Here is an 11,924-nt window from a genome sequence, read left to right on the forward strand (position 1 = left end):
TGGCCATCGCGTGTGCGATGGCCAAGTTGTTTGCGGATTGCGATCGTAGCCAATGATGAGCCACCTCCCGGACGATCCTCTGATCGAGCGCACGCTCTCTTCCGAACAGGTTTTCGACGGTGCGCTGCTGCACGTCCGACGCGACCGCGTGCGGCTTCCGGATGGCGGCGAGAGCGTGCGCGAATACGTGCGGCATCCCGGGGCGGTGGTCGTGGTCGCGTTGCAGGCGGATGGCGCGCTCGTGCTCGAGCGCCAGTTCCGGTATCCCTTGCGGCGTGCCTTCCTGGAGTTCCCCGCCGGAAAGATCGACACCGGCGAGGCGATCCTGGCATGCGCGATGCGGGAGCTGCGTGAGGAGACCGGCTATGAGGCGGCCGACTGGCAGCATGTCGGCGTGATGCACCCGTGCATCGGTTACTCCGACGAGCGGATCGAGATCTTCTTCGCGAGCGGGCTACGGCACGTCGGCCATGCCTGGGATGAGGGCGAGTTTCTCGAGGTGCTGGCGATGCCCGTGGATGCGGTCGAGGAGGCCATTCACACGGGGCGCATCACTGACGCCAAGAGCATCACCGCGTTCTATCGTGCGCGCCCCCTGATTCACGCCGTGCTGGGCCGCTGATTCGCAGGGCCTTGGGCCTGCTCGCGTCGGAAGGGCAGGCGCTCGCTCAGTTCATCCAGATAGAAATCGACGCCTTGGCGCTCGCGCGCGACGAAGTCGTCGACAGCGCGCCGGAAACGGTGGTCGGCGATCCAGTGTGCGGAATAGGTGCGGATCGGAAGCAGGCCGCGCGACAGCTTGTGCTCCCCCTGCGCCCCGCCTTCGAACCGCGCAAGGCCTTCGGCAATGCAGTATTCGATCGCCTGGTAGTAGCACAGCTCGAAGTGCAGGAAGGCGAGCGGCTCGGTCGTCCCCCAATAGCGCCCGTAGAGGGCGCCATCGTCGCAGAGGAAATACGCCGCCGCGACCGGGCTGTCATCACGCAGTGCGAGTAGCAATCGCACCGAGTCGGGCATGCGCTCGGCGAGGCGGTGGAAGAAGGTGGGGGTCAGATAGGGGCTCGAACGGTGCGCGGCGTAGGTGGCGGCGTAGCAGCCGTAGAGGAAATCCCAGTCTCGGGGGCCTGCGTCGTGACCATCGAGCCAGCGCATGCGCAGTCCGTGATCGGCAGCGCGCCGCCGTTCCTGGCGGATCTTCTTGCGCTTTGCGTGATTGAGGCTGGCGAGAAAGGCATCGAAGCCGTTCCAGCGCGCGCCGTTTCGCTCGGGCTCGGTCGCCGGTGACGCGGCTGCAGCGGATCCGCATTGCGGCAGCGCAGGCACGGCATTCTCCCAATGGAACTGGACCCCTTCGCGAATCGACATCCCTGCCGCGGCGAGCAGAGGAAGCTCGTCCGCGGCTGGAAAAAGAAGGTGGAATGACGAGTGGCGTGCCTCGCGTGCCCGGGCGATCACGGCTTCGATCAGGGCCTTGCGGGCTCCGGGATCGCGGCCGAGGATGCGTGGCCCGGGAACCGGCGTGAAGGGCACTGCGGCCAGCCACTTCGGGTAGTACGCGAGCCCATGGCGGTGGTAGGCCTCCGCCCAGGCCCAGTCGAAGACGTATTCGCCGTATGAGTGGTGCTTCTCGTACATGGGCATGACGGCGACAAGTTCGCCATCCCGCCACAGGCCTGCGTGCTTGGGTAACCAGCCCGAGCGGCCGCCCACGCAGCCGGTCTCCTCGAGTGTGGCCAGGAAGGCATGGCGCAAGCAGGGAGGCGCGGGGCAAGCGGTGGCGTCGAGGAGAGCGTCCCACTGCGTTGCCGCGATTCCGTTGATGGCCGATAGCAGGTGCAGTCCGTCGGTGCGTTTCATCGTGTTGAGGGCGGCGCCCTGGGTGTTTGTCGATCCGCTCCGCGTGCTTTGCGCAGCTGCCTTCTTTTTGTGCAGGCGGACGATACGCTTGCCCGACATCGACTTGCAAGCGAAACTCAGGACTTATCCACAGGCTTGCCCCCATCGCCTGTGGGTTTCCTGCCGCGGAGGCTGCAGGCTGCGGGGCGGCTGCGTATCCCGGAGACTTCGGCATGCGTGGGCGCACGCTGAAGCGGTATAGTTTCGCCCCATGAACGCACACGCTCACTCCTGCTTAACGATCGCCTTCGCGCAGCTCAACCTCACCGTTGGCGACTTGCCCGGAAACGCCAATCGCATCATCGCCGCCCTCGAACAAGCGCGTGCGGCCGGCGCTGACCTGTTGCTCACGCCCGAGCTTGCACTTTCGGGCTATCCCCCCGAGGACCTGCTGCTTCGCCCTGATTTCTATCGCGCTTGCCGGCGCGAGACACAGCGTATCGCCGCCGCTGCGCAGGGGATCGCGGTGGTGCTGGGGCATCCGGTCGAGGATCTCGACGAGCGTTACAACGCCGCATCGGTATTGCGTGACGGGCAACTGCTGGCGCGCTACCACAAGAGTCTGCTTCCCAACTACGAGGTGTTCGACGAGGAGCGCTATTTCGAGGCCGGGAATGCGGCCTGCGTCTTCGAGTGCAAGGGCGTGCGCCTCGGCTTGAACATCTGCGCCGACGTCTGGGAGTCAGGGCCGGCGGCGGCGGCACGGGCAGCCGGTGCCCAGGTCCTGCTCGCGCTCAACGCCTCGCCCTATCACATCAACAAACAGGCTCAGCGCCTCGAGGTTGTGCGCGAGCGCGTTCGCGAGAGCGGCTTGCCGGTTCTCTACTGCAACATGGTGGGCGGGCAGGACGAGCTGGTGTTCGATGGCGCATCCTTCGCACTCGACCATGACGGCGCGCTTGCGCACCAGACGTCAAGCTTCGAAGAAGGCGTGGTGACGCTTCGCTTCGCTGACGGGCGCTGGCTTGGTGGCAGTGTTGCCGAGCCGCGGCTGCTCGAGGCGGAGGCCTACGAGGCACTCACCATAGGCGTGCGCGACTACGTCGGCAAGAACCGTTTCCCGGGCGCGATCATCGGTCTTTCGGGCGGCATCGACTCGGCGCTGACCTTGGCCGTGGCGGTCGACGCGCTTGGTGCGGAACGCGTGCGCGCGGTAATGATGCCGTCGCCCTACACCGCGCAGATGAGTCTCGACGACTCGCGCGAGATGGTCCGCAGGCTCGGGGTGCGCTATGACGAGATCCCGATCGAGCCCGCGATGAAGGTTTTCGCCGACCTGCTCGCGCCGCAGTTCGCCGGTCTGCCTGCCGACACCACCGAGGAGAACCTGCAGGCAAGGATTCGCGGCATGATCCTGATGGCGCTGTCGAACAAGACGGGTTCGATCGTGCTGACAACCGGCAACAAGAGCGAGATGGCGACTGGCTACGCTACCCTCTACGGCGACATGGCAGGTGGTTTCGCGGTCCTGAAGGATCTTTACAAGACGCTCGTGTTCCGGCTGTCCAACTGGCGCAATACGCTGGGTCCGGTGATTCCGCAGAACATCATCGACCGTCCGCCATCGGCCGAGCTCAAGCCGGACCAGAAGGATCAGGACAGTCTCCCGCCCTACGAGATGCTGGATGCGATCATCGAGGCCTACATGGAACGCGACGAGTCGCCGCGTGAGATCATCGCCGCCGGCTTCCCGGAGACCGAGGTGCGGCGCACGGTGGCCATGCTCAAGCGCAACGAATACAAGCGGCGGCAGGCCCCCGTGGGCATCCGGGTCACGCCGCGCGGCTTCGGCAGGGACTGGCGTTATCCGATAACATCCCGCTACCAGGATGAGTTCTGAAAGACAGGAGAGACGTGGATGAAGAAGATCGAGGCGATCATCAAGCCGTTCAAGCTGGACGAGGTTCGCGAGGCGCTGTCCGAGGTCGGTATCACCGGCCTCACCGTGACCGAGGTGAAAGGGTTCGGCCGCCAGAAAGGTCATACCGAGCTATACCGGGGCGCCGAGTACGTGGTGGACTTCCTGCCCAAGATCAAGGTCGAAGTGGTGCTCGCCGACGACATCGTCGACCAGGCGGTGGAGGCGATCGTCAAGGCTGCGCACACGGGGAAGATCGGCGATGGCAAGATCTTCGTAAGCGCGGTCGAGCAGGTGATTCGCATCCGCACCGGGGAGACGAACGAGTCTGCCATCTGATCCAGGCCTGGGCCAGGCGCGTGGGCCGCGCCGGGCCGGCAGGAGCCCCCTAGCGTGAGCTGGCGTTCTGGGCGCGTAGCAGCACGAGCAGGGCGCCTCCACCACCGTCGTGGGGGCCGGCCTGACAGAAGGCGAGGATTTCCTCCCGCTGCGCCAGCCAGCCCCGCGACAGCTGCTTCAGGATTGACACCTTGCCGGGCGAGCCATGGCCCTTTCCGTGTATCACCCGGATGCAGCGCTTGCCCTGTGCGAGCGCGTCGTGCAGGAAATGGGCGAGGGCTGCGCGCGCCTCGTCACGCGTGAGGCCGTGCAGGTCGATCTGGCCCTGCAGTACCCAGCGCCCGCGCCGCAGGTCGGTGAGTACGCGTCGTGGAAGCCCCGGACGCAGGAAGGCCGCTTCCTCGCCCATGTCGAGGCGGTCCTCGAAGGTCAGCGGGGCCGCCAGCGATTCATGCAGTGCCGCGCGCTCGTCGGCCTCGCGCTTGAGCGGTGCGGGAGGTGGGGCCGGGGGCGCGATCTCCACCCGGTTGCGGTCGGCGACGGGCTGGGCATCGCCTACCACGCTGCGAAAGAGCGCCGACGGGTCGCTGAGGTCGGCGTCCGCTGGCAGCAGGATGGCATCGGGGCGCTGGATGCGGCCCGCGCGCGCGGTTGAGGGCTGTTGCGCTTGATGGCGATACGCGGTCTCGAGCTCGACGCGTCCGCTGTCGCGCAAGGGAACCACGCCCGCATAAGCGAGCCGGAGCGGATCGGTCTCTGTCCGCTGCGGAGAGCCGGGATCCGCAGGCGACGCCTCCTCGGCGACTTGCCGCGGCAGCGGCGCCGGGCGTGGTCGCTCGATGAATGCGCGATCGCTCCCGCCGACCGGCTGCACCTTGCCTACCGCCGCGCGAAAGAGTTCGAGATCGGCGGCATCCGGTCGTGGATCGGGCTCGGACTTGGGCGAGGGTATCCGGGCCGGGCGAATCCGCGCTGCGGGCGGCCGCTGCTCCGCGTCCGGTTCCGACGCCTGCGCCGCGCGGATGCGCTGGCGCAGGCCGGCGAACGGCGTGTTCGGCTTGTCCGCGGCGCCGCTGGAGCCCGCGGCGGCGCCGCGCGTCTGCTTTGCGGGAGTCCGCCGCCCCATGGCGCCGCTCAGTCGCCGAGGGCGTCGAGGTAACGCTCGGCGTCGAGCGCGGCCATGCAGCCGGTGCCGGCCGAGGTCACCGCCTGGCGGTAAATGTGGTCCTGCACATCGCCCGCCGCGAACACCCCCGGCACGCTGGTCTGGGTCGCGTTGCCGTTGCGTCCGCCCTGGGTGACGATATAGCCACCTTCCATTTCGAGCTGCCCCTCGAAGATATCGGTGTTGGGCTTGTGGCCGATGGCGATGAACACGCCCTGGAGCGCCACGTCGCGGGTGCTGCCGGTGCGGACGTCCTTGATGCGCATCCCGGTCACGCCGGTGTTGTCGCCGAGGACCTCGTCCAGGGTGGCGTTGAGCGCCAGCTCGATCTTTCCGGCGGTGACCTTCTCCATGAGCTTGTCGATCATGATCTTCTCGGCGCGGAACTTCTCGCGACGGTGCACCAGCGTGACCTTCCTGGCGATGTTGGCGAGGTAGAGCGCTTCCTCGACTGCGGTGTTGCCGCCGCCGACCACCGCGACCTCCTGGTTGCGGTAGAAGAAGCCGTCGCAGGTCGCGCAGGCCGACACGCCGCGGCCCGCGAATTTCTCCTCGGAGGGCAGGCCGAGATACTTGGCGGTTGCGCCGGTGGCGATGATCAGCGCGTCGCAGGTGTATTCGCCGCTGTCGCCGATGAGGCGGAATGGCCTCTCGCCGAGTTTCACCGTGTGGATGTGGTCGAAGATCATCTCGGTGTTGAAACGCTCCGCATGCTTCTGGAAACGCGCCATCAGGTCGGGGCCCAGCACGCCATCGGCGTCGGCCGGCCAGTTGTCGACTTCGGTGGTGGTCATGAGCTGGCCACCCTGTGCGAGGCCGGTTACCAGCACCGGATTCAGGTTTGCGCGCGCAGCGTAGACGGCAGCGGTGTAGCCGGCGGGACCGGAGCCGAGAATCAGCAGGCGGGCGTGTTTCGTCGTCATGGAGGCGTTCCTGGGCGTTACGGGACAAGCGCAGGATTATAGCGGACGGGTCATTCGCCGGGATTGATGGGGGCGATTGCCCCGGCTCATCACGGCGTCTCGGGGGGGTTTCGACGGCGTGACGAATTTCACGACATTTCCATGATTCGCCTCACATTCGTTTACACTTTGCGATGAGTTTATCGACGCATTGATCTTTTTCGTGCATCCCGGAGTGCGCATGACCCAGACCACCGCCGTTTCCGTCGTCGCCCTTAAGACCTTCCCGCTTTTCCATGGTTTGTCGGACGAGGCGCTGGGCAACATTGCCCGCGTCTCCATGATGCGCAGGTTCCCGCGCGGGCAGTCGGTGGTGTGCGCGGGCGATCGGCCCGACTATGTCTATCTGGTGCTCACCGGCAGCCTCAAGGTGGTGGTGAGCGACGAAGATGGGCGCGAGGTCATCCTGTCCATCCTGGGGCAGGGCGAGCTTTTCGGAGAGATGGGGATGTTCGACGAGCGCCCGCGTTCGGCATCGGTGATCGCCGTCGTGCCGTCCGACCTGGTGCTTATCTCCAAGCAGGACTTCCGCCGCATCATGCACGACAGCTTCGAGGTGTCGTGGCGGATCATGTGCAATCTGGCCGAGCGGCTGCGCAATGCCGACCGCAAGATCGAGAGCCTGGCGCTCATGGACGTCTATGGGCGGGTCGCCCGCCTGCTGATCGAGATGTCGGAGGACGTCGGTGGCGAAGCGGTGGTCGTGCGCAAGATCTCGAAGCAGGACATCGCCAAGATGATCGGCGCCTCGCGCGAGATGGTGAGCCGGGTCATGAAGGATCTTGGCCAGCAGGGCCTCATCGAGGAACGGCCGGACGGTATCGTGTTGCGCGAGCGACTGAACGACGTCTGAACCGGCTGCAGGCTTCGGGCGGGTTGCGCTTGGGGCGAGGCTGAGCTCATGACGGCTTTGTGAGCAGGCGCAACATCGGCGGTGGCCGGGGCGGTCGATCCCGTATAATCCAGCGGTTGTTTCACTCTGGCCGTCTGGTCGCACCGCAATGCTGTCTCGCTCGTCCTCCCGCTCCCAGCCGCTGCCGGAAAAGATCTCGCTCCTGCTGCAGGAGGCGCGCTGGCTGATCCTGGGCGTGATGTCGCTCTATGTCGGCCTCGTTCTCGTCGGCTACAGCGAGCAGGACCCGGGCTGGTCCCACGCTGCGGAGGTCGCGCGCGTATCCAATCCCGGCGGGCGCTTCGGTGCCTGGCTGGCAGACCTGCTGCTGTATCTCTTCGGCGTGTCTTCGTGGTGGTGGGTGGTGTTCCTCGGCTACAGCCTGCTGTGGGGCTTCCGGAGATTGAAGAACCGCCTCGAGCTCGACCGTCGCTCCTTCATCTTCGTGATGATCGGTTTCTTCGTCGTGCTGCTGACCAGCAGCGCCCTCGAGTTCCTGCGTTTCCACTCCCACGGCGCGGCCGTGCCGCTCGAGCCCGGCGGGCTGATCGGCATGGAACTCGGGCAGGCGACCCAGCGCTACTTCGGCTACACCGGTGGCACCTTGCTGCTGCTCGCGCTGATCGCCTCGGGTCTTTCGCTGTTTACCGGCATTTCCTGGCTGGCGGTGGTCGAGCGCGTGGGGCTGTGGCTCGAACAAGGCGTGATCGGCGTCCAGCAGGCGTGGATGCGCTGGCAGGACCGCCGCGCCGGTCGCGAAATCGCCCAGAAGCGTGAGGCCGTGGTGCAGACACGCCGGCGCAAGGTGGAGAAGGAGTCGCCCGCGCCGCTGCGCATCGAGCCGGCGGTCGTCGCCGTGCCGAAGTCCGAGCGTGTGGAGAAGGAGCGCCAGCAGACGCTCTTCGCCGATGCGCTCGCGGGGGCGATCCCACCGGTGGCGCTGCTCGATCCGGCGAGCGGCGGTGTCGAGCCACCGTCGCCGGAGTCGCTCGAATTCACTTCCCGCCTGATCGAGACCAAGCTCGCCGACTTCGGCGTCGAGGTCAAGGTGCTCGCGGCCTATCCCGGTCCGGTGATCACCCGCTACGAGATCGAGCCTGCCACCGGCGTGAAGGGCAGCCAGGTGGTCAATCTGGCCAAGGACCTCGCGCGGGCGCTTTCGCTGGTGTCGATCCGTGTGGTCGAGACCGTGCCGGGCAAGTCGTGCATGGCGCTCGAACTGCCCAATCCGAAGCGGCAGATGGTGCGCCTGTCCGAGATCATCGGCTCCAAGGTGTATCAGGACGCGCATTCGCCGCTTACCGTGGTGCTGGGCAAGGACATCGGCGGCCAGCCGGTGGTGGCGGACCTCGCCAAGATGCCGCACCTGCTGGTGGCGGGCACGACGGGCTCGGGCAAGTCGGTCGGCATCAACGCGATGATCCTCTCGCTGCTCTACAAGAGCGAGCCCGACCGCGTGCGCCTGATCATGGTCGACCCGAAGATGCTCGAGCTGTCGATCTACGAGGGTATCCCACACCTGCTTGCGCCCGTCGTCACAGACATGAAGCACGCGGGCAACGCGCTCAACTGGTGCGTGGCCGAGATGGACAAGCGCTACAAGCTGATGGCGGCGGTCGGTGTGCGCAACCTTGCCGGCTTCAACAAGGCGGTGGCGGAGGCGCGCAAGGCCGAGGCTCCGCTCACCAACCCGTTCTCGATCAGCCCCGAGAACCCCGAGCCGCTCGAACCGCTGCCCTACATCGTGGTGGTGGTCGATGAGCTTGCCGACATGATGATGGTGGTCGGCAAGAAGGTCGAAGAGCTGATCGCTCGCCTGGCGCAGAAGGCACGCGCGGCCGGCATCCACCTCATCCTCGCCACCCAGCGCCCCTCGGTGGACGTCATCACCGGCCTGATAAAGGCCAACGTGCCGACGCGCATCGCCTTCCAGGTCTCGAGCAAGATCGACTCGCGCACCATCCTCGACCAGATGGGCGCCGAGACGCTGCTCGGCATGGGCGACATGCTTTACCTCGCCCCCGGCACCGGCCTGCCCGTGCGCGTGCATGGTGCGTTCGTCGCCGACGACGAGGTGCACAAGGTGGTCGATCACCTGAAGAGGATCGGACCGCCGGACTACGTCGAGGGCATCCTGTCCTCGGCCGAGGACGACGTCGATGCTGCGCTCGGCGCCGGCGGCGAGGGCGGAGACGGCGAGTCCGATGCGCTCTACGACCAGGCGGTGGAGATCGTCGTCAAGACGCGTCGGCCATCGATCTCGCTGGTGCAGCGTCATCTGCGCATCGGCTACAACCGCGCCGCGCGCCTGATCGAACAGATGGAACGCGCCGGGCTGGTGTCGCCGATGGGGAGCAACGGCAATCGTGAAGTGATCGTTCCGGCCAAGGAGAGCGAATGAAGCATGTCCGCACAGGACCGTCCGCGCTGTTGCGCGGTGCGGCGGCCGTAGCCATGGCGCTGAGCGCATTCGGCGCCTTCGCTGCCGGCGGCGTGCAGCAGTTGCGCGACTTCGTCGCTGGCGCGCGCAGTGCCGAGGGCGAGTTCGAGCAGGTCGTCACGACGCAGTCTGGGCGGCGCCCGCAGGAGGCGTCGGGCAGCTTCGCCTACGCACGTCCGGGACGTTTTCACTGGGAATACGACCGTCCGTACCGCCAGGTGCTCGTGGGCGACGGCGAGCGGCTGTGGTCCTGGGATCCCGACCTGAATCAGGTTACCGTGCGGACCATCGGTGACGCCCTCGGCGCCACGCCGGCGGCGATATTGTTCGGCAGCGGTGCGCTCGAGGACAGCTTCGAGCTCGCCGAGGGCGGCGAGCACGACGGCCTGGCCTGGGCCGAGGCGCGCCCGAAACGGACCGAGAGCGGTTTTGAATCACTGCGTATCGGGTTGGCTGACGGCCAGCTCCGGCGCATGGAAATGCGCGATCACTTCGGTCAGACCACCGTGATCCGTTTCGTCCGCCTGCGGGCCAACCCGGCGCTCGCTGCGGACCGCTTCACCTTCAGCCCGCCCGCTGGCGCCGACATAATCGGCGATCTCTCCGGCACGGCGCGCTGAGCCTGCTGCCGCATCGATGAGCGATCTCTTCGAGGCCCTCGAACCGCCGCAGGTCCCGCTCGCCGAGCGCATGAGGCCGCGGACCCTGGACGAGGTCGCGGGACAGGCCCACCTGCTCGGGCCGGGCAAGCCACTGCGGCTGGCCTTCGAAGCGCGGCGGCCGCATTCGATGATCCTGTGGGGGCCGCCCGGAGTCGGCAAGACCACGCTGGCGCGGCTGATGGCGCACGGCTTCGACGCCGAGTTCGTCGCGCTGTCGGCGGTGTTCTCCGGCGTCAAGGAGATCCGCGAGGCGATCCAGCAGGCGCAGGCAGCGAAGGCGCGCGGGCGCCACACCATCCTCTTCGTCGATGAGGTGCACCGCTTCAACAAGGCGCAGCAGGACGCCTTCCTCCCGTATGTCGAGCAGGGGCTGGTGACCTTCATCGGCGCCACCACCGAGAATCCGTCCTTCGAGGTCAATTCCGCGCTGCTGTCGCGCGCTGCGGTGTATGTCCTCGAGTCGCTCGATGCAGGCGCGATGACGCGGCTTTTCGAGCGTGCGCATGCGATCGCCTGCCCGGATCTGCGCTTCGAGCCGGACGCGCGCGAGCGCCTGGTCGGCTTTGCAGACGGCGACGCGCGGCGGCTGATGAACCTCATCGAGCAGGTGCAGGTTGCAGCCGAGACCGCGAAGGTGAATCCGGTTCCTGCCACCTTCGTCGATCAGGCGCTGTCGCGGAATCTTCGCCGCTTCGACAAGGGCGGCGAGGCCTTCTACGACCAGATCTCGGCCTTGCACAAAGCCGTGCGCGGCTCCGATCCCGATGCCTCGCTGTACTGGCTCTGCCGCATGCTCGACGGCGGTGCCGACCCGCTGTACCTCGGCCGTCGGCTGATCCGCATGGCGGTGGAGGACATCGGCCTGGCCGATCCGCGCGCGCTCGAGATCGCGCTCAACGCCTGCAGCACCTACGAGCGCCTCGGCTCACCCGAGGGCGAGCTCGCGCTTGCGCAGGCGACCATCTTCCTGGCCTGTGCCGCCAAGTCGAATGCGGCCTACAAGGCCTACAACGCCGCGCGCGCCTTTGTCGCGCGCGACGGCTCTCGTCCGGTGCCGCTGCACCTGCGCAACGCGCCCACCAAGCTGATGAAGGCGCTCGACTACGGTAAGGCCTATCGGTACGCGCACGACGAGCCTGAAGCCTATGCGGCAGGAGAGAATTACTTCCCAGAAGGCATGACTGCCCCCGGCTGGTATCGCCCGGCGCCGCGCGGCATGGAAGCGCGGATCGGCGAGAAGCTCGCGCACCTGCAAGATCTCGACCGCGCGGCACGGGCGGGCAGCAGCCAACAAAACGCGAGACCGGCCCCGCCGGAGGGGCCGGCCTCGCGTCAAGACCCGGCGATGAGAAAGCCGCCGGGCGAGGAGAGCCTCAGTGCGGGAGAGGATGGTCCTTCATGAACCGCGCGCACACGGAAGCCGCGCGCTCCGCCTTTCTGACGTCGCCGCACGCATTCGCGCGTTCAATGAGCTCGAGCATGAAGTTGGTAAGCACCATCACCCCTTCCGGCGTCTGCACCAAGCCGCAGCAGACCTGTGCTGCGGCCGCATCCGGAATCTCTTCATGCTCGGCGATGAGGGCGACTTCCTCATCGGTGAGGTCGCAGTAGTCTAGGCAGTCGCGAATGGATAGCATGCCGAACTCCTCCAGGATTGGGCCGTCTGCTGCGGCCTCGTGATTGATTCAAGGATAATTGACAGCCGCGCTT

The 11,924-nt window shown here is 66.7% G+C and carries 11 protein-coding genes; 7 read left to right on the forward strand and 4 right to left on the reverse strand.

All coding sequences use genetic code 11. The annotated features are described in order from the left end of the window. The first annotated feature begins 55 nt into the window (after positions 1-55). Entirely contained in the window at positions 56-622 is a 567-nt protein-coding gene (locus tag AAG895_RS07700) for an NUDIX hydrolase (protein ID WP_345795254.1), read from the forward strand. On the opposite strand, the gene AAG895_RS07705 is transcribed toward AAG895_RS07700, so the two are convergent. After that, on the reverse strand, positions 601-1,857 hold the full coding sequence (locus tag AAG895_RS07705) for a GNAT family N-acetyltransferase (RefSeq protein ID WP_345795255.1): 1,257 nt from the start codon (positions 1,855-1,857) through the stop codon (positions 601-603). The two genes, AAG895_RS07700 and AAG895_RS07705, sit on opposite strands and share 22 nt — an antisense overlap. Before the next feature lie 250 nt (positions 1,858-2,107). On the opposite strand from AAG895_RS07705, the gene AAG895_RS07710 reads away from it, so the two are divergent. Both AAG895_RS07710 and AAG895_RS07715 read left to right on the forward strand, forming a co-directional pair. Next, positions 2,108-3,736, forward strand: coding sequence for an NAD+ synthase (locus tag AAG895_RS07710; RefSeq protein WP_345794913.1), 1,629 nt, complete (start codon positions 2,108-2,110; stop codon positions 3,734-3,736). A gap of 18 nt (positions 3,737-3,754) precedes the next feature. Next, positions 3,755-4,093, forward strand: coding sequence for a P-II family nitrogen regulator (locus tag AAG895_RS07715; RefSeq protein ID WP_345794914.1), 339 nt, complete (start codon positions 3,755-3,757; stop codon positions 4,091-4,093). Between the two features lie 49 nt (positions 4,094-4,142). On the opposite strand, the gene AAG895_RS07720 is transcribed toward AAG895_RS07715, so the two are convergent. After that, on the reverse strand, positions 4,143-5,219 hold the full coding sequence (locus AAG895_RS07720) for a Smr/MutS family protein (protein WP_345794915.1): 1,077 nt from the start codon (positions 5,217-5,219) through the stop codon (positions 4,143-4,145). An 8-nt stretch (positions 5,220-5,227) separates the two neighbouring features. Beyond that, positions 5,228-6,181 (reverse strand): thioredoxin-disulfide reductase, encoded by a 954-nt coding sequence (gene trxB / locus AAG895_RS07725; RefSeq protein WP_345794916.1) that lies wholly within the window; start codon positions 6,179-6,181, stop codon positions 5,228-5,230. A gap of 220 nt (positions 6,182-6,401) precedes the next feature. Here trxB and AAG895_RS07730 point away from each other — a divergent pair, with 220 nt between their 5' ends. The 4 genes from AAG895_RS07730 to AAG895_RS07745 all read left to right on the forward strand — a co-directional run bounded on the left by AAG895_RS07730 (position 6,402) and on the right by AAG895_RS07745 (position 11,616). Further along, complete coding sequence (locus AAG895_RS07730) at positions 6,402-7,073, forward strand: cyclic nucleotide-binding domain-containing protein (protein ID WP_345794917.1); 672 nt, start codon at positions 6,402-6,404, stop codon at positions 7,071-7,073. A 148-nt stretch (positions 7,074-7,221) separates the two neighbouring features. Further along, positions 7,222-9,513, forward strand: a complete 2,292-nt coding sequence (locus AAG895_RS07735) for a DNA translocase FtsK 4TM domain-containing protein (RefSeq protein WP_345794918.1) — start codon at positions 7,222-7,224, stop codon at positions 9,511-9,513. After that, positions 9,510-10,172, forward strand: a complete 663-nt coding sequence (gene lolA / locus AAG895_RS07740) for an outer membrane lipoprotein chaperone LolA (RefSeq protein ID WP_345794919.1) — start codon at positions 9,510-9,512, stop codon at positions 10,170-10,172. Before AAG895_RS07735 ends, lolA begins: the two co-directional genes overlap by 4 nt. A 16-nt stretch (positions 10,173-10,188) precedes the next feature. Beyond that, positions 10,189-11,616 carry a replication-associated recombination protein A gene (locus AAG895_RS07745; RefSeq protein WP_345794920.1) on the forward strand — a complete coding sequence of 476 codons (1,428 nt, stop codon included), beginning with the start codon at positions 10,189-10,191 and terminating at the stop codon, positions 11,614-11,616. Here AAG895_RS07745 and AAG895_RS07750 read toward each other — a convergent pair. Continuing rightward, the gene (locus AAG895_RS07750) at positions 11,588-11,851 is read right to left on the reverse strand and encodes a hypothetical protein (protein WP_345794921.1); all 264 of its coding nucleotides are present in this window, start codon (positions 11,849-11,851) and stop codon (positions 11,588-11,590) included. The two genes, AAG895_RS07745 and AAG895_RS07750, sit on opposite strands and share 29 nt — an antisense overlap. Positions 11,852-11,924 lie beyond the last annotated feature (73 nt).

Source organism: Thauera sp. JM12B12, assembly GCF_039614725.1.
GTDB lineage: Bacteria > Pseudomonadota > Gammaproteobacteria > Burkholderiales > Rhodocyclaceae > Thauera.

Coding starts and splice junctions, on each gene's coding strand:
- AAG895_RS07750 (WP_345794921.1), bottom strand. CDS start 11,851: ATGCTATCCATTCGCGACTGCCTAGACTACTGCGACCTCACCGATGAG.
- lolA (WP_345794919.1), top strand. CDS start 9,510: ATGAAGCATGTCCGCACAGGACCGTCCGCGCTGTTGCGCGGTGCGGCG.
- AAG895_RS07700 (WP_345795254.1), top strand. CDS start 56: ATGAGCCACCTCCCGGACGATCCTCTGATCGAGCGCACGCTCTCTTCC.
- AAG895_RS07705 (WP_345795255.1), bottom strand. CDS start 1,857: ATGAAACGCACCGACGGACTGCACCTGCTATCGGCCATCAACGGAATC.
- AAG895_RS07720 (WP_345794915.1), bottom strand. CDS start 5,219: ATGGGGCGGCGGACTCCCGCAAAGCAGACGCGCGGCGCCGCCGCGGGC.
- AAG895_RS07735 (WP_345794918.1), top strand. CDS start 7,222: ATGCTGTCTCGCTCGTCCTCCCGCTCCCAGCCGCTGCCGGAAAAGATC.
- AAG895_RS07715 (WP_345794914.1), top strand. CDS start 3,755: ATGAAGAAGATCGAGGCGATCATCAAGCCGTTCAAGCTGGACGAGGTT.
- trxB (WP_345794916.1), bottom strand. CDS start 6,181: ATGACGACGAAACACGCCCGCCTGCTGATTCTCGGCTCCGGTCCCGCC.
- AAG895_RS07730 (WP_345794917.1), top strand. CDS start 6,402: ATGACCCAGACCACCGCCGTTTCCGTCGTCGCCCTTAAGACCTTCCCG.
- AAG895_RS07710 (WP_345794913.1), top strand. CDS start 2,108: ATGAACGCACACGCTCACTCCTGCTTAACGATCGCCTTCGCGCAGCTC.
- AAG895_RS07745 (WP_345794920.1), top strand. CDS start 10,189: ATGAGCGATCTCTTCGAGGCCCTCGAACCGCCGCAGGTCCCGCTCGCC.